This window comes from Mycobacterium sp. M23085, from assembly GCF_045343915.1.
Taxonomy (GTDB): Bacteria; Actinomycetota; Actinomycetes; order Mycobacteriales; family Mycobacteriaceae; genus Mycobacterium.
On the sequence record NZ_CP174280.1, the window covers coordinates 2,512,464 to 2,529,282 of the forward strand.

The 16,819-nt window shown below is 68.6% G+C and carries 17 protein-coding genes; 10 read left to right on the forward strand and 7 right to left on the reverse strand.

What is annotated here, in order from left to right; translation table 11 throughout:
• Positions 1–120 precede the first annotated feature (120 nt).
• Positions 121–1,059, forward strand: coding sequence for an SDR family NAD(P)-dependent oxidoreductase (locus tag ACIUM1_RS11470; protein ID WP_406817261.1), 939 nt, complete (start codon positions 121–123; stop codon positions 1,057–1,059).
• 19 nt (positions 1,060–1,078) lie between these two features.
• Positions 1,079–2,293, forward strand: coding sequence for a gephyrin-like molybdotransferase Glp (gene glp, locus ACIUM1_RS11475; RefSeq protein ID WP_406817262.1), 1,215 nt, complete (start codon positions 1,079–1,081; stop codon positions 2,291–2,293).
• Here glp and ACIUM1_RS11480 read toward each other — a convergent pair.
• Entirely contained in the window at positions 2,290–3,498 is a 1,209-nt protein-coding gene (locus ACIUM1_RS11480) for an MFS transporter (protein ID WP_406817263.1), read from the reverse strand. The genes glp and ACIUM1_RS11480 overlap by 4 nt on opposite strands.
• Positions 3,499–3,564: 66 nt before the next feature.
• On the opposite strand from ACIUM1_RS11480, the gene ACIUM1_RS11485 reads away from it, so the two are divergent.
• The 8 genes from ACIUM1_RS11485 to ACIUM1_RS11520 all read left to right on the forward strand — a co-directional run bounded on the left by ACIUM1_RS11485 (position 3,565) and on the right by ACIUM1_RS11520 (position 11,962).
• Positions 3,565–4,287 (forward strand): phosphatidylserine decarboxylase, encoded by a 723-nt coding sequence (locus ACIUM1_RS11485; RefSeq protein ID WP_406817264.1) that lies wholly within the window; start codon positions 3,565–3,567, stop codon positions 4,285–4,287.
• Complete coding sequence (pssA, locus tag ACIUM1_RS11490; RefSeq protein WP_406817265.1) at positions 4,284–5,147, forward strand: CDP-diacylglycerol--serine O-phosphatidyltransferase; 864 nt, start codon at positions 4,284–4,286, stop codon at positions 5,145–5,147. Before ACIUM1_RS11485 ends, pssA begins: the two co-directional genes overlap by 4 nt.
• Complete coding sequence (locus tag ACIUM1_RS11495; RefSeq protein ID WP_406817266.1) at positions 5,144–7,318, forward strand: AAA family ATPase; 2,175 nt, start codon at positions 5,144–5,146, stop codon at positions 7,316–7,318. The genes pssA and ACIUM1_RS11495 overlap by 4 nt, the downstream gene beginning before the upstream one ends.
• 27 nt (positions 7,319–7,345) lie before the next feature.
• A complete protein-coding gene (locus ACIUM1_RS11500; RefSeq protein WP_406817267.1) occupies positions 7,346–7,486 on the forward strand; it encodes a hypothetical protein in 141 nt (46 codons plus the stop codon).
• Positions 7,487–7,573: 87 nt separating this feature from the next.
• Positions 7,574–9,010 carry a hypothetical protein gene (locus ACIUM1_RS11505; protein ID WP_406817268.1) on the forward strand — a complete coding sequence of 479 codons (1,437 nt, stop codon included), beginning with the start codon at positions 7,574–7,576 and terminating at the stop codon, positions 9,008–9,010.
• Positions 9,007–10,464 carry an acyl-CoA reductase gene (locus ACIUM1_RS11510; RefSeq protein ID WP_406817269.1) on the forward strand — a complete coding sequence of 486 codons (1,458 nt, stop codon included), beginning with the start codon at positions 9,007–9,009 and terminating at the stop codon, positions 10,462–10,464. The genes ACIUM1_RS11505 and ACIUM1_RS11510 overlap by 4 nt, the downstream gene beginning before the upstream one ends.
• The gene (locus ACIUM1_RS11515; RefSeq protein WP_406817270.1) at positions 10,461–11,381 is read left to right on the forward strand and encodes an SDR family NAD(P)-dependent oxidoreductase; all 921 of its coding nucleotides are present in this window, start codon (positions 10,461–10,463) and stop codon (positions 11,379–11,381) included. The genes ACIUM1_RS11510 and ACIUM1_RS11515 overlap by 4 nt, the downstream gene beginning before the upstream one ends.
• Positions 11,378–11,962, forward strand: a complete 585-nt coding sequence (locus tag ACIUM1_RS11520) for a TetR/AcrR family transcriptional regulator (RefSeq protein ID WP_406817271.1) — start codon at positions 11,378–11,380, stop codon at positions 11,960–11,962. The genes ACIUM1_RS11515 and ACIUM1_RS11520 overlap by 4 nt, the downstream gene beginning before the upstream one ends.
• Here ACIUM1_RS11520 and ACIUM1_RS11525 read toward each other — a convergent pair.
• From ACIUM1_RS11525 to ACIUM1_RS11550, 6 genes are all read right to left on the reverse strand, one after another.
• A complete protein-coding gene (locus tag ACIUM1_RS11525) occupies positions 11,957–12,775 on the reverse strand; it encodes an enoyl-CoA hydratase/isomerase family protein (RefSeq protein WP_406817272.1) in 819 nt (272 codons plus the stop codon). The two genes, ACIUM1_RS11520 and ACIUM1_RS11525, sit on opposite strands and share 6 nt — an antisense overlap.
• The gene (locus ACIUM1_RS11530) at positions 12,772–13,794 is read right to left on the reverse strand and encodes a TIGR03617 family F420-dependent LLM class oxidoreductase (protein WP_406817273.1); all 1,023 of its coding nucleotides are present in this window, start codon (positions 13,792–13,794) and stop codon (positions 12,772–12,774) included. Before ACIUM1_RS11530 ends, ACIUM1_RS11525 begins: the two co-directional genes overlap by 4 nt.
• 22 nt (positions 13,795–13,816) lie before the next feature.
• Positions 13,817–14,455: an LON peptidase substrate-binding domain-containing protein gene (locus ACIUM1_RS11535; RefSeq protein ID WP_406817274.1), complete on the reverse strand. Its 639-nt coding sequence runs from the start codon at positions 14,453–14,455 to the stop codon at positions 13,817–13,819.
• Positions 14,455–15,585 carry a glutamate--cysteine ligase gene (locus tag ACIUM1_RS11540; protein WP_406817639.1) on the reverse strand — a complete coding sequence of 377 codons (1,131 nt, stop codon included), beginning with the start codon at positions 15,583–15,585 and terminating at the stop codon, positions 14,455–14,457. Before ACIUM1_RS11540 ends, ACIUM1_RS11535 begins: the two co-directional genes overlap by 1 nt.
• Positions 15,575–16,252, reverse strand: a complete 678-nt coding sequence (gene sodC / locus ACIUM1_RS11545; protein ID WP_406817275.1) for a superoxide dismutase[Cu-Zn] — start codon at positions 16,250–16,252, stop codon at positions 15,575–15,577. Before sodC ends, ACIUM1_RS11540 begins: the two co-directional genes overlap by 11 nt.
• Before the next feature lie 73 nt (positions 16,253–16,325).
• Positions 16,326–16,802 carry a LytR C-terminal domain-containing protein gene (locus tag ACIUM1_RS11550; protein ID WP_406817276.1) on the reverse strand — a complete coding sequence of 159 codons (477 nt, stop codon included), beginning with the start codon at positions 16,800–16,802 and terminating at the stop codon, positions 16,326–16,328.
• Positions 16,803–16,819 lie beyond the last annotated feature (17 nt).

Here is a 16,819-nt window from a genome sequence, read left to right on the forward strand (position 1 = left end):
GGCGATGTTGGTGATCACCGAGGCCAAGGGCTATGACACCCCGGGGCTACGGGGCCGCCGCGATACCGAGGCCGTCGCCCAACCCGGCGGCGTCCGCCGACCATAGGTATGTTTTGGGCCATGGCTTCCAACGACAAAGAGAACCGCAATTGGTCGGAGGGTGACATTCCGGATCAAAGCGGCCGCGTCGTCGTCGTCACCGGCGCCAACACCGGCATCGGATATGAGGCGGCCGCCGTGCTCGCCTACCGCGGCGCCCACGTCGTGCTCGCGGTGCGCAATCTCGAGAAGGGCAACGCGGCGCTGTCGCGCATCGTCGCCGCCAGCCCGCGCGCGGACGTCACGCTGCAGCAGCTGGATCTGACCTCGCTGGATTCGATCCGCTCCGCCGCCGACGCGTTGCGCTCGGCTTACCCCCGAATCGACTTGCTGATCAACAACGCCGGGGTGATGTGGACGCCCAAGCAGCTGACCACCGACGGCTTCGAATTGCAGTTCGGCACCAACCATCTGGGACACTTCGCGCTGACCGGGCTGCTGCTGAACAACCTGCTGGGCGTGCGGGATTCGCGGGTGGTGACGGTCAGCAGCCTCGGCCACCGGCTGCGGGCCGCGATCCACTTCGACGACCTGCAGTGGGAACACGGCTACGACCGGATCGCCGCCTACGGGCAATCCAAGCTGGCCAACCTGCTGTTCACCTACGAGCTGCAGCGCCGGCTCGCGGCCAAGGCCGACGCGAAAACCATTGCCGTCGCGGCGCACCCGGGCGGCTCCAACACCGAGCTGGCCCGCCACCTGCCGGGCGTCTTCCGGCCGGTGAAGGCCGCGCTGGGGCCGATGTTGTTCCAGAGCCCGGCGATGGGCGCGCTGCCGACGCTGCGGGCGGCCACCGACCCGGCCGTCCAGGGCGGGCAGTACTACGGCCCGGCCGGGTTCCTCGAGCAACGTGGTCGCCCGAAGCTCGTCAAGTCGAGCGCCCAGTCCCACGACGCGGAGCTGCAGCGCCGGCTCTGGGCCGTCTCCGAAGAACTGACCGGCGTCGGCTTCCCCGTCTGAAGCACGGATAATGACCCCGATGCGCTCAGTCGCCGAACACCAGCGGGTCGTCACCGAACTGATTCGTGCCCGGCCGCCGGTCGCGGTCCCGCTGGCCCAGGCCCAGGGCCTGGTCCTGGCCGACGACGTGGTGGCGCAGCTGGCGCTGCCGGTCTTCGACAACTCCGCCATGGATGGCTACGCGGTACGCGCCGAAGACACGTCGGGCGCCACGCCCGACCATCCGGTGGTGCTGCCCGTCGCCGAGGACATTCCGGCCGGGCGCACCGACGAGCTGACGCTGCAGCCCGGCACGGCCCACCGGATCATGACGGGCGCGCCGCTGCCCGCCGGGGCGACGGCCGTCGTGCCGGTGGAGGACACCGACGGCGGCGTGGACGTGGTCGCGATCCGCGCGCCCCACGACGCCGGCCGGCACATTCGCCGCGCGGGCGAGGACGTCTCTCCCGGCACCACCGTCCTGCGCCGGGGCCAGGTGGTGACGCCGGCCGTCCTCGGCTTGGCCGCGGCGCTGGGAATCGCCGAGTTGCCGGTGATCCCGCGCCAGCGGGTGCTGGTGATCTCGACCGGATCGGAGCTGGTGACACCGGGCACGCCGCTGCTGCCGGGGCAGATCTACGAATCCAACTCGATCATGCTGGCCGGAGCCGTCCGGGATGCGGGCGCCGATCTGGTCGCCGTCGCGACCGCGGAAGACGAAGTGGCGCAATTCAGCTCGATCATCGACCGATACGCGGGCCCCGAAAACCAAGTCGATCTGATCATCACCAGCGGCGGGGTCAGCGCCGGCGCCTACGAGGTGGTCAAGGACGCGTTCGGGCGCGACGGCGACCAGGGCGTGGAATTCGTCAAGGTCGCCATGCAGCCGGGCATGCCGCAGGGCGTGGGCCGGGTGGGCGGCGCGACGATCGTCACGCTGCCGGGCAACCCGGTCAGCGCGCTGGTGTCCTTCGAGGTGTTCATCCGGCCCGCGCTGCGCAGGGCGATGCGCCTGCCCGATCCGGACCGCCCGCACCGCACCGCGGTCCTCGCCGAGTCGTTGACATCGCCGCGCGGCAAGCGCCAATTCCGGCGCGCGGTGCTCAACGATGACGCCGGCACCGTCACCAGTTACGGACCGCCGGCGTCGCATCACCTGCGCTGGCTCGCGTCGGCGAACGGGCTGCTGGACATCCCGGAGGACGTCGTCGAGCTGCCCGAGGGAACGCAGCTACAGGTCTGGGACCTGCGCTAGCCGGCGGGCGTCGCCACGTCCCGGTGGAATTCGTCGGCCTGGCCGAAGGCCGGGGTGCAGCGGATCGCGACGCCGACGATCGCCATCATCACCGGAATGGTGATCAGCGCCGCCGACAGCCCCACCCGCCCGGACAGGTGGCCGATCAGCGGCGGCCCCAGCAGATAGCCCAGCCAACCGGTCGCGGCCACGATGGCGATCGCCGATCCGGCGCCGCTTGCGCCGTAGGCCGCGCTGAAGGCGGTGGGTACCAGCAGCGCCACACCGGCGCCCAGCGCGGCGAAACCGAGCACGCTGACCCAGGCGCTGGCGGCCGCCAGCGTCACGCCCATGCCTACGACGGCCACCAGCGCCAGCGCCGGTAGCAACCGGCGGCTGGACGTCCGCGCGTGCAGCCAGGGTGCGCCGAACCGGGTGACCACCATCGCGCACGTGTAGGCGGCGTAGCTCAGCGCAGACACACTCGGGCCGGCGCCCACGACGTTGCGCAGGTAGTTGGCCGACCAGTCGGTGGCGGCGCCTTCGCACAGAAACGACGCGAACGACACCGCGGCCAGGATCGCCACCGCCGGCGTCATCCACCCCCGCCTACCCGGCGCAGGCTGCGACGGTGCGGCGGCGGCCGTTACCGCGTCGGGAATCAGGCCACGAGTGAGCGGTTCCACCACGATCAGCACGACCAGCCCCAGGACAGTCAGCTGGACGGTCAGGCTGACGCCCGCGCCGACGCACGCCGCGCCGATCAGGGCCCCCAGCAACGCCCCGACGCTCCACATGCCGTGGAATCGCGCCATGATAGGCGCCTCGGCGAGCCGCTCGACCGTGCCGGCCTGGGTGTTCATCGCGACGTCCAGCGCCCCCTGAAACAGCCCCCACAGCGCCAGCGCACCGAACAGCGCCGCCGCGGAGCCGGCCAGGCCCACCGTCACTCCGGCTGCGACATAGCCGGCAGCCGTGACCGGGATCAACCGGTGGCTGCCCAGGCGCGGCAGCGCCCAATGGCTGAGCAACGTGGCCACCACCGAGCCCGCCGGCGCGCCGAACAGCGCCGTTCCCAGCGCGGCGTCGGAAAGGCCGAGGCCGGCCTTGACGTGGGGAATGTGGGCGGCCCAGGACGAGAACACCAGGCCGTGGGCGATGAATACGGCGGTGACCGCGACTTTCGCCCGGCGCAACTGTGTTTTCCGCCGATCGTTCGAGTGCATGTCGACGGTGGACGTTCCCGCTGCGGCCGGCTACGAATCAGCGGCGCGCTCCGTAAGATGGCCGCCGTGGCACGACGCCCCCGCACTATCGGCCCTTCTGCTCAGGACCCGGGCTTCAGCCCGCAACACGCGCTGGAGCTGGTGCGCTCCGCGGTCCCACCGGTGCATCCGGCAGGGCGGCCGTTCGTCGGCGCCGGGCTGGCACTGGCGCTGCTCGGCCGCAGGCACCGCTGGGTGCGGCGGGCCGGCCTGCTGGCCGCCGGCGCCTGCGCGGGCTTCTTTCGCCACCCACCCCGAGTCCCGCCCAGCCGGCCCGGCGCGATCGTCGCACCCGCCGACGGCGAGATCTGCGTGATCGACTTCGCCGCGCCGCCCGCCGAACTGAGCATGGGCGACGCGCCGCTGCCGCGCGTCAGCATCTTCCTGTCGCTGCTGGACGCCCATGTGCAGCGTGCGCCGGTCAGCGGCGAGGTGATCGCCGTGCAGCACCGGCCGGGCCGATTCGGCTCGGCCGATCTGGCCGCGGCGAGCACCGAAAACGAGCGCACCAGCCTGCGCCTGCGCACCGCCAGCGGCGCGGACGTCGTCGCGGTACAGGTCGCCGGGTTGCTGGCTCGGCGGATCATCTGCGACGCGCACGTCGGCGACAAGCTGTCGATCGGTGACACCTACGGCTTGATCCGGTTCGGCTCCAGGCTGGACACCTATCTGCCGGCGGGCGCCGAACCGCTGGTGAAGGTCGGCCAGCGCGCGATCGCCGGCGAGACCGTGCTGGCCGAGCTGCGATGATCAGCAAGCCGCGCGGACGGCCGGCGGTCAACCTGCAGATCCTGCCGAGCGCCATGACGGTGCTCTCTGTCTGCGCGGGCCTGACCTCGATCCGGTTCGCCCTGGAACATCAGCCCAAGGCCGCGATGGCGCTGATCGCGGCGGCCGCCATCCTGGACGGACTCGACGGGCGGGTGGCCCGCATCCTGGACGCCCAGTCGCGGATGGGCGAAGAGATCGATTCGCTGGCCGACGCGGTGAACTTCGGCGTAACCCCGGCGATCGTGCTCTACGTGACGCTGCTGACCACGTCGCCGGCCGGGTGGGTGGTGATCCTGCTCTATGCCGTCTGCGTGGTGTTGCGGCTGGCACGGTTCAACGCCCTGCAGGACGACGGCAGCCAGCCGTCCTACGCGCACGAGTTCTTCGTGGGCATGCCGGCCCCGGCCGGCGCGATCTCGATGATCGGTCTGATCGGACTCAAGCTGCAGTTCGGTGACGGCTGGTGGACGTCACCGTTGTTCTTGTGCATCTGGATCACCGGGACCTCGATCCTGATGGTCAGCAAGATCCCGATGCGCAAGATGCACGCGGTCGCGGTGCCGCCGAGTTGGGCGGCACCGCTGCTGGCGGTGCTGGCAATCGGCGCGGCGGCGGCGGTGCTGGCGCCGTATGTGTTGATCTGGGTGCTCATCGTCGCCTACCTGTGCCACGTACCATTCGCCATCCGCAACTCGCGCTGGCTGGCCGCGCACCCCGAGGCGTGGGACGACGAACCCAAGCAGCGCCGGGCCGCCCGGCGGGCGATCCGGCGGGCACAGCCCAACCGCCGGTCGGTGGCGCGGCTGGGCCTGCGCAAGCCGGGCAGGCGCTTGCCGTGAGTCGCTCCGGCGACGCCCGTCAGCTCACCCTGACCGCCCGGCTGAACACCTCCGCGGTCGACTCCCGCCGCGGCGTCGTTCGACTACACCCCAACGCCATTGCCGCACTGGGGATTCGAGAATGGGATGCGGTATCGCTGATCGGGTCGCGCACCACGGCGGCCGTCGCGGGCCTGGCCGGCCCGGACACACCGGTCGGCACCGTATTGCTCGACGACGTGACACTGTCGAACGCGGGACTGCGCGAGGGGACCGCGGTGGTGGTCGGCACCGTCACCGTCTACGGCGCGCGGTCGGTGACGCTGTCCGGCTCGGCGCTGGCCACCCAGTCGGTCACACCGGTGACGCTGCGACAAGCCTTGCTGGGCAAGGTGCTCACCGTGGGTGACGCCGTCTCGCTGCTACCCCGCGACCTGGGTCCCGGCACCTCGACGTCCGAGGCCACCCGCGCGCTGGCCGCCGCGGTGGGCATCAGCTGGACCTCGGAGCTGCTGACGGTCACCGGCGTCGACCCCGAGGGGCCGGTGAGCGTGCAGCCCAACTCGCTGGTCACCTGGGGCACCGGCGTTGTCTCCAATGCCCGGGCCGCGTCGCAGATTTCGGTCGAAGTCGCCAGGCCCGAGATGGTCGTCGAGGAACTGAAAGGCACCCAGCCACAGGCGGCCAAGCTGGTCGAATGGCTCAAGCTCGCGCTCGACGAACCGCACCTGCTCAAAACATTGGGCGCCGGTGCCAACCTCGGTGTGCTGGTGTCGGGCCCACCCGGCGTGGGCAAGGTGACGCTGGTGCGCGCGGTGTGCGGTGACCGCAGGCTGGTCACGCTGGACGGCCCGGAGGTCGGCGCACTGGGCCCCGAAGACCGGCTCAAGGCGGTCGCTTCGGCGGTGCAGACGACCCGCGAGGGCGGCGGCGTGCTGCTGATCACCGATGTCGATGCCCTGCTGCCGGCCACCGCCGAGCCGGTCGCCTCGCTGATCCTGAGCGAGTTGCGCACGGCGGTGGCCAGCGAGGGCGTCGCCCTGATCGCCACGTCCGCGCGACCCGACCAGCTCGACGCCCGGTTGCGGGCCCCCGATCTGTGCGATCGCGAGCTGGGCCTGCCGTTGCCCGACGCCGCCACCCGCAAGGCGCTGTTGGAGTCGCTGCTGCGAAACGTGCCCACCGGGGAGCTTGACCTCGATGAAATATCTTCGCGTACACCGGGTTTCGTCGTGGCCGACCTGGCCGCGCTGGTGCGCGAGGCGGCGCTGCGAGCGGCATCGCGGGCCAGCGCCAACGGCCGGCCGCCCGAGCTGAGACACGAGGACCTGGCCGGCGCCCTGACGGTGATCAGGCCGCTGTCCCGTTCGGCCGGCGAGGAGGTCAGCGTCGGCAACATCACCCTCGATGACGTCGGCGACATGGCCGAGGCCAGACAGGCGTTGACCGAGGCCGTGTTGTGGCCGCTGCAGCATCCGGACACGTTCGCCAGATTGGGCATCGAGCCGCCGCGCGGGGTGCTGCTGTACGGGCCACCGGGCTGTGGCAAGACCTTCATCGTGCGGGCGCTGGCCAGCACCGGGCAGCTGTCCGTGCACGCGGTGAAGGGCTCCGAGCTGATGGACAAATGGGTGGGGAGTTCGGAAAGGGCCGTGCGCGAATTGTTCCGGCGCGCACGGGATTCGGCGCCCTCGCTGGTCTTCCTCGACGAGGTGGACGCGCTGGCGCCGCGGCGCGGGCAGAGCTTCGATTCGGGCGTGACCGATCGAGTGGTGGCCGCGCTCCTGACCGAGCTCGACGGCGTCGACCCACTGCGCGACGTGGTCGTGCTGGGCGCCACCAACCGACCGGATCTCATCGACCCCGCGCTGCTGCGCCCGGGCCGGCTGGAACGGCTGGTCTTCGTCGAACCGCCCGACGCCGCGGCCCGCCGCGAAATCCTGCGCACGGCAGGCAAATCCATTCCACTGAGCGCCGATGTCGATATGGACGAGGTGGCGGCCGGGCTGGACGGCTACAGCGCCGCCGACTGTGTGGCGCTGCTGCGGGAGGCCGCGCTGACGGCCATGCGCCGATCCATCGACGCCACCGATGTGACCGCCGCCGACCTCGCCACGGCGCGCGAAAACGTGCGTCCCTCTTTGGATCCCGCGCAGGTGGAGTCGCTACGGGCGTTCGCCAAAGCTCTGTAGCACTGGCGCCATGCGCACGATGTCCCGATGCCGGCCTGGCTGGAAAACGACGTAGCGGCGTCGGTCCTGGCGGTCTGGGCGCTGATCGGCCCCCTGCACCGGGTGGTGGCACCCCGGCTGATGCGGCGCAGCGCCCACCGGAGTCGCCTCCCGGCGGTGTGGAGCTAGTTTTTGCAGTTTACTGCAATCTTGCCTACAACTGCATATTGTGGCTATGGTGGCCATCAGGGGCGGCAACGAATCGAGGGATCCCTGATGACGGTCACCGAAAGCACGGCACTTCCCGTGCACGAATTCATGAACGACCCGATCGGCTTCTTCTCCCAGTCCTACACGCAGATGCACAGCATCGACCGCCTCGAGCTGGAAGAGCTGCAGCGCCAGGCCATGCGCATCCGATTCGCTGAGCACTACCAAAGCATCGAGATGCTGCGCAAGCTGGCCGACCGACTGGGCATCAGCGCACTCGAGCAGTTCCATGACGTTGTGCCGCTGTTGTTCTCGCATACAGCCTTCAAGTCCTACCCGGCTGCGCTGATCGACAAGAAGCGCTTCGATCTGATGACCCAGTGGCTGGACAAGCTGACCAGCTATGACTTGTCCGGCGTCGACACCGCCGGCTGCACCGGCATTGACGAGTGGATCGACCGGCTCGACGCGCAAACTCCGCTGGAGGTGATCACCTCCAGCGGCACCACCGGCACCATCTCGATCCTGCCCAAAGACAAACGTGGCGCAAGTGAAGGCATGACGCTGTGGAAGATCTGCCTGTTTCAAACCTTCGGTCAAGAACCCACCGATAAGGAACTCAACCCGTCCGTCGAGGTGGTGTGGCCGAACTTCGCCAGCGGCAAGCTCGGTCACCTGCGCATCGCCAACATGATCAAGCGTGGCTTCACCGGCGGCGACGAAACCAAGTTTCATGCCCTCTACCCGTTCGCCGTGGACACCGACTTGATGTTTCTGGCCTCCAAGATGCGGGCGGCAGCATCCCGCGGCGAGCTGGACCGGCTCCAGATCGATCCCGCGCTGGCCGCGCGCAAAGACGAGTTCATCGCTTTGCAGGCACGACAGCCGCAGGACATGGACAAGTTCTTCACCCGCATCACCGAGCAGTTGCGCGGCAAGCGAGTCTTCATGCTCGGCACCTATCACCTCATGTATGACATCGCCAAAGCCGGGCTGGATCGCGGCGTGCGCAGTGTCTTCGCACCGGACTCGGCGATTCTCACCGGTGGTGGCATGAAAGGCGTTGCGCTGCCGGATGATTTCATGGACACCATCAAGGACTTCCTCGGGGTCGACCGCATTCAGGTCGGTTACGGCTTCTCCGAATCCAGCACTTTCCACTGGGGCTGCAGCGAGGGCCGTTACCACGTGGCGCCGTGGGTCATTCCGTTCGTGCTCGATCCCGAGACCAGCGAGCCACTCCCCCGCACCGGCGTGCAGACCGGCCGCGCAGCGGTCTACGACATCTTGCTGCGCGCTCACTGGGGCGGCGTCATCTCCGGCGACGAGGTCACGATCGACTGGGATTTGCACTGTCCGTGCGGGCAGGCCAGCGTCGCGTTCGAGAAAGACATCATCCGTTATAGCGAGAAGCAAGGTGTTGAGGACGACCGGATCACCTGCGCCGCAACCCAAGAGGTGCATGACGAAGCCGTCAACTTCATGAAGGGCGTGGAGCTGTGATCGCCTACACTGTCCCGCTGTTCTTGCGCGGGGAGGTCATCACCGACGATCTGGTGCCGTTCGAGACCCGGATCGGCGCCTCGCAATTCCTGGCGCCGGACATGAGCAGGTACGTCGAGCGTCTACCGCTGAGCAGCCCCGGCCAGATGACCGATCTCTACGCGCTGAGCTTCGACGAGATCCTCGATGTCCTTGCCGCCCTCGGCGACGCGTTGGATTTCGAAACGAACACCCACCTACAGGAGGCCTACGAGGCCTCGCTGGTCGCCAACGTATTGCCAGCGGAGATGCTCAAGAACAGCTATCGCGTTCTGCCGCCGCTGTTTTCCCGTGCCAATGTCACCGAAATCGCCGACACCCAGGTCGGGCTCGAGTACTTGAACGGCTGGGTGCCGCGCACGTTGGGCGACGGCCGCGAATTGCGGGTGCGTGCCTTCGGCTCGCGGGTGCTGCACATCCCGGCCGGCAACGGCGGCCTGGTCTCGGCGGTGACCATCCTGCGTTCGGTGATCACCCGCTCCGACGTCATCATCAAGGCGCCGTCCAACGATCCCCTCACCGCGATCGCCATTGCCCGCACCCTGGCCGACATCGCACCGGATCACCCGATCACCAAGCATCTGGCCGTCGGCTACTGGAAGGGCGGCGACCCGGCCGTCGAGGAAACGCTCTACCAGCCACATCGCATCGAAAAGATCGTGGCCTGGGGTGGATTGGCGTCGGTCAGGCACGTGACCCGCTACATTCAGCCCGGTTTGGAGCTGATCGCGCTGGACCCCAAACGCAGCGCAACCATCATCGGTGCCGAGGCATTCGCGGACGACGAGACTCTGCGCGAGGTGGCCCGCCGCGCGGCGATCGACATCGGCGTGGCCAACCAGGAAGGCTGTGCCAACGCCAGGGTCATCTACGTGCTCACCGGAACCGACGCCGTGGGCTTGTCCAACGCCAACCGGCTCGGCGAGCTGATCTATCGCGAACTGGTACGCCTGCCCGCGGTCGTCAGCACCGCGCCGCGCTACCCCAGCCGCGAACTGCTCGACCATGTCGAGGCCTCGCGAATGGCCGAGGATTTTTACCGCGTCGTCGGCGGCGAGCACCACGAGGGTGCCATCGTCGTCTCTCAAATCGACGAACCGGTCGACTATTCGCCGATGTTGTCCGGTCGTGTCGCGAACATCGTCCCGGTGGATAGCATCGACAAGGTGACCGCCGCGGTGAATGCCTACACGCAGACCATCGGCATCTATCCCGAATCGCTCAAGCGCCGGCTGCGCGACACACTGCCGTTGTTCGGCGCCCAGCGACTGACCAGCCTGGGGTATGCCTGCAGCGTGGCACTCGCCATGCCGCAGGACGCCATCGAACCGATCCGGCGGATGTGTAAATGGATCGTCGACGAGGAATGCGATCCGAGCGTCGTCGTCCCGCTATGGCAGGCCGCGCCCGCATGACCAACCGTCCCACCGCACTTCAAGTCATCGACGGAATCGACTTGTCCGGCAAGACATGCGTCATCACCGGGGCGTCGTCGGGGCTGGGCCGCGAGTCGGCCCGGGCGCTCGCCGCCGCGGGTGCGCACGTCATCCTGGCCGCCCGCAATCGCGATGCGCTCGCGGAGACCGCCCAGTGGATCGCGGCCGCAACACCCGGCGCCAGGACCTCGGCGGTGCAGCTCGACCTCACCGCGCTGTCCAGCGTTCGCGCGGCGGCAAGCGCGATCGGCGACATCACGCCGGTGGTGCACGTGCTGATGAACAACGCCGGTGTCATGTTCACCCCGTTCGGCCGCACTCTGGACGGCTTCGAATTGCAGATCGGGACAAACCATTTCGGGCACTTCGAATTCACCCGGCTGCTCCGCCCCCAGCTCGCCGCCGCCGGCGACGCCCGGGTGGTCATCCTGTCCTCGGCTGGCCACGTGATGGGCGACGTCGACTTCGACGATCCCAACTGGGAGCGCCGTGAGTACGACAAGTTCATCGCCTACGGCGCCGCCAAGACCGCGAACATCCTGCACGCGGTGGAGGCCGACCGGCGCCTGCGCGACTTCGGGATCCGCTGCTATGCCGTGCATCCCGGCACGGTGGCCACCTCGCTGGCGCGGTACATGTCCCGCGGCGACTTCTCGCAGCTGCGTAAGCTCGCCGTCCAGAACAGCCCCGAACCCTCCGACGGTTTCCTCGACTTCGTCATGCCCGAGCAAGGCGCAGCCACCCAGGTGTGGGCCGCCGTCAGCCCGGAACTCGCCGGCCGCGGCGGCCTCTACCTGGAAGACTGCGCGGTCAGCGCGGCGGCACCGCACGCCCGCGACGAGCGTCGCGCCGCGGAGCTGTGGGAGCTCTCCGAAAAGCTCTGTGCAACAGCATGAGTAGGCTCGAACGACGCAAACGCGAGGTGCGGGAGAGGATTCTCACCGCCGCCTTCGATCTGTTTTTGGATCACGGCGTCGCGGCCACCACCATCGAGGAGATCTGCGAACGCGCCGACGTCGCCAACCGAACGTTTTTCAACCATTTCGCCACCCGGCAGGACATGATCCGCGCACTGGCCGAGCAGCGGCTGGTCAACCTCCATGACGTCGTGTTCGAACGCGCCGACGAGGCGATCCCCGTCCGGCTTGTCGGTGTGTTCGACGACATCGCCGCGACGCTGGCCGGATCGGGCGACACCTACCGGGAGATGATCGGGGAAATGCTGGCCATCAGTGGCTACGGCATCCACCGTGGATCCCACCTGCACGACACGTTTGTCGAGCTGGTCAAGGAGGGGGTGGCGCGCGGAGAGGTAAGTCCGCGTCACGACGCACAAACCTTGGCGGACATCATGGTTGGCGCCCTGTCCGGGGGCATCCTCAACTGGACTCTGGACCGCACCTATTCACTCGACACCAACCTGCACAACCTCGGTGCCGCATTGGCCGCGTTGCTCACTGCCGACGCCGGTTCATAGCTCGGGAAGTGGGGTCCATTCGTCGGACAGCCGTGCGGTGAAACGCGGCGGCCGGCGATCGAGGAACGCGGCGACGCCCTCGTCGGCGTCGGGACTGCCCATCACCCGCTCGTGCAGCAGGGTTTCCAGCGAGGCGACCTGTCGCGGTGTGTAGCGATACATCACGCTGTCCCACAGCAGGCGCTTGCACAGCGCGGCCGACATGGGCGCCACATTGACCGCGATGTCGCGGGCCACCGTCAGCGCGTGGTCGAGCACCTGGCCGGCGGGCAACGCGCGGCTGGCCACACCGAGCGCGGCGGCCTCGGCGCCGCCGAACGTGCGCCCGGTGAGCAGGATGTCGGCGGCCACCCCCAGGGTTGTCAACTGGGTCAGCGTCCAGTGCGACATGCAGTCGGGTAGTACTCCCCGGCGGACCTGCACCACACCGTATTTCGCGTCCTCGGCGACGATGCGGATATCGGCCTGCAGCGCGATGGTCAGCCCGATGCCGATGGCGTGGCCGTTGACCGCGGCGATCACCGGCTTGCGCAACTCGAAGGCCGCCGGGGTGATCGGCGAGGCCGAGAACGAGCCGTCGGCGGCGGGTGCGTCGAACGGGCTTGCGTCGCCCGAGAAGTCGGCCCCGGCGCAAAAGGCGCGCCCGGCGCCGGTCAGCACGATGGCCCGGACGTCGTCGTCCTCATCGCAATCCCGATATGCGCGGCTCAGCAGCTCGCCCATCTCGGCGGTGTAGGCGTTGAGCCGGTCGGGCCGATTGAGCGTGAGCACCGCCACGCCCGAATCGATTTCGACCGTCAGGTCGGCGCTCATGGCAGGGCGGGCACCCGGTGCAGGGCGCCGATCATGTCGGCGACGTCCGCGGGCCGCGGCGTGTAACCGGGGAAATAGCAGCACACTTCGCCGGCGTGCTCGCCGAACCGCGCGGCGATCTGCTCGGCACACTGCTCGGGCGTTCCCACGATCCCGATCCGGGCAACCATCTCGTCGGTGACCAGCCCGCGCATCTCGGCGAAGCGGCCCTGCTTGGACAGCGCGTTGAGGTCGGGCTGGACATCGGCCCAGCCCTCGACCTCCAGCACGGGCAGGTAGGCCGGCGTAGAGCCGTAAAACGCGATGAGGGAAGCGACCCCGTCGATCGCGGTCGCCAGGTCGGCCTCGTCGCGGCCGACGGCGACCATGGCCTGGGCGATGACCGCAAATTCGTCGAACGTCCGCCCCGAGCGACGCAGCCCTTCGCCGATCGCGGGCACGGTGCGTTCGGTGAAGTGGCGGGCGCTGTTGAACGGCATCACCAGTAGGCCGTCGGCGACCTCGGCGGCGGTGCGCGTCATCACCGGGCCCAGCGCTCCCAGCAGCACCGCCGGCGGTCCGAACGGGTTGGGGCCGGGGTTGAAGTTGGGGGCCATGATGGTGTGCGTGTAGAACTCGCCGCGAAAGTCCAAGCGCGCCAGTCCTTCCCACGCGGCGAAGATCGCCTTGATCGCGGCGACGGCTTCGGCCATCCGCGCCGCCGGCCTGCCCCAGCTGCTGCCGTAACGTTTTTCGATGTGCACCTTGATCTGCGAGCCCAAGCCGAGCCGGAATCGGCCGCCGCTGTAGAGCTGCAGGTCGTAGGCGCAGTGCGCCATGTGTAACGGGCTGCGCGGCGGGGCGATCGCCACGTTGGTCATCAAGTCCAGGCCAGTCGTTCCGGCGGCGATCAGCAGCGGGAAGAAGACGTCATGCTGGCCCTCGAAGGTGAACAATCCGTCCGCGCCGGTAGCGGCGATGTCGGCCGCACTCGCCGCCGCCTGCGCCGGTGAACCGCTGACCTGAAGCTGTACCTTCATCCGCCCGTCCTTCACCCGCCCGTCATTCGGAAAGCTGGAACTCCACCACTTCGGCGACCGCGTCCACAGCTTCGCGCAGTGCGACGAGGCGTTCGGCGGCCGTCGGCGACGACAGCACCGAATACCGGTCGGCGGCGCCGATCGGGATGCGAGATGCCAACGCGTACAAGCGCTTCCCCGCCGGGGCGTGCCGGTCGTGGCTCAGGACCACCTCGCGGCCAGGGAGGTTGATGTCACGCGCCTGCGCGATCCGCTCGAACAGCGCCATGGCCCGGTCTTCGACGTCGAGCAGCTGGGCGTCCGACACCGCCTCCCCCGGTTCGTCGGGCCACAGCGTGACCGTCGCCCGTGGATAGGGGTCGTCGGGCAGCCATTCGGACACCCGGATCCGGTCTCCGGTAAGGCAATCCAAGGAGTACCGGCCGGCGCCGTGGTCGACGCATTCAATGATCCGGGATAACACACCGACGTCACAACGGGCGTCACCACCACCGACCTCGCGGCCGCGCGAGATCAACACCACCCCGAACGGTTCGCCGGTGTCCATGCAGTGCCGCACCAGCGCGCCATAGCGTGGCTCGAAGATCCGCAACGGCAGTTCTTGGTCGGGCAGCAGGGCCGACTCCAGCGGAAACATCGCCAGCTCAAGGGGTTCGGTCATCAAATTTCCAGTTCGGCCACCAGCGCGTCGACGACCGCACGCAGATCACCGTCGTGCTCCTCGGCCACCCGGCGCTGCCGTTGGTAGGACGCGCCCACTCGCGGGATGTCGGCCACCGCGGCCAGCTCGTCGGCGCAATTCAACTTCCTGGCCACCGGCTCGAGCCGGTTCAGCACGTCGTCGAGATCCTCGGTGACCAATCGCTCGTTGCTGTCGGCGTCCAGGATGATCACCGCGTCCAGGCCGTAACGGGCGGCGCGCCACTTGTTCTCCTGGTTATGCCAGGGCGGCATGCTGGGCAACGACTCGTCGGCATCCAGTCTGCGGTCCAGATCGACCACCAGGCAGTGCGTCAAAGCGACCAGCGCACCCAGCTCGCGCAGGTTGGACACGCCGTCGCAGATCCGCATTTCGATGGTGCCCAGGTGCGGGGAAGGCCTGATGTCCCAACGGACTTCGTCGACATGGTCGATGATGCCGGTCTTCTTCTGGTCGTAGACGAAACGTTCGAACTCCGCCCACGTCTGGAACTGGAACGGTAGCCCCGCGGTCGGCAACTGCTGAAACATCATCGCTCGGTTGCTGGCGTAGCCGGTGTCCACGCCCGCCCACCACGGCGACGACGCCGACAGAGCCAGCAGGTGCGGGTAGTAGTTCAGCAGCGAGGTCATGATCGGCATCACCTTGTTCGGCGACGAGAGGCCGACGTGCACGTGCACGCCCCAGATCAACATCTGCCGTCCCCACCATTGGGTGCGCTTGATCAGTTCGGCATAGCGCGGCGCGTCGGTGAGCTTCTGAGAAGTCCACTGCGCGAACGGGTGTGCGCCGGCGCAGAACAGCTCCATGCCCCGGTCCCGCACGATGCGGCGTGCCGGGCCCAGGGTCTGCCGCAGGTCCTCCATGGCCTCGCCCGCGGAGTGGCAGATGCCGGTCACCACCTCGACGGTGTTGCGCAGCAATTCCTTGTGTACACGCGGGTTTTCGCCGATCTCGGCGATCACCGCGGTGGCCTCGTTGCTCAGGTCGCGGGTGTGCGCGTCGACGAGGGCGAACTCCCACTCGACCCCGAGGGTCGGCCGTGGCGAACGGGCGAAGTCGATGTGGGTGTTGGCCCTTTTAGCCGGCACCGATAACACCGCACGCCACCCGCTTGCCGGCGTCACCGGTATTCATCGTCATGCCGTTGGGGCCCGGCGTGCCGCTGGTCTGGTTGTTGCTCCCGGACGCGGCGTTGGCGAAGTTGGCCGCACCGGCGTGAATGATGATTGCGGTCTTCTGCCCGGTGAGCAGATCCTGCATGGCGAAGGCGTCCGTGGTGGTCATCAACGCTCCGGAGCCGTCCTTGCGGATCTGCAGGGAGGGCAAGGCTCCGCTGGCGGGCTCGCCGGTGTGCCCGGGAGCCTGGAAGTGGTCGCCCGCGGACAGGAAGTCCCCCGGCGGGCCGCCGGTCGGGGCTACCGAGTTGGGCTCGCACTTGCCGACCTGGTGGATGTGCATGTCGTGAAAGCCGGGCGTGAGCACACCGTCGGCGGTCGTCTCGACGGTGATGGTGGCGTAGCCGTTGTTGAATTCGAACGCCGCGGTGGCCACCTGAGTGCCGTCCGGCGCCTTCAGGTGCGTGATGATGCTCGGCGCCGTCGCGGCCCCGGGCTCGGAGGCTTGTGCGGCCGAGGGCGACGGCGATCCGGTCCAGATCGCAGGGGTGGTACCCGGAACCGATGACGCATGCTCGGGCGACGAACAGGCGCCCAGCAGCACGACGCCACCGGCCAGAACCAGAGGCAGCTTACCCATAGCCAGCAGCCTAGCCCCGTGACGATGCGAGCCGGAACGGCTCGCGCAGGAGTCGGGCGTCAAACCTGAACGACTAGCCCGCGACGAGGACGATGACACCCGGCGGCTCGCCGCTGAGCGCGGGGATTCGCGGTTCGACGGGCGCGCCCAGGCTTTTGCCCACCGCATCCGCGGTGGCGTGTTCGTCGCCGGCGTCGGTGTAGTAGACCGTGGTGGCCGTGACGTCGGGCACGGCCAGGTTGTCGACCTTGGTGACTTTGAAGCCGGCAGAGGTCAGCTGGTCCTTGGTGCGCGCGGCGACGCCCTCTTTCGAGGAGATGTTGTAGATCTGCACGTCGGCCTGGGTGCTGGCCGGCTTGCTGGTGGGCGACGCGGACGCCGAGCTGGTGGAGCTCGCGCTGGACCCCGCCGACGCCGAATCGTCGTCAGAGCTCCCGGACGAACCCAGCGCCTGCCAACCGAGCAGCAGGAAAATGACGCCGAGGAACAACAGCACCATCACCATGGCCCGCAGGGGCAGCCCGGTGGAGTCGGGAACTCGTTCTTTCATCGAGCCCTACTGTAACG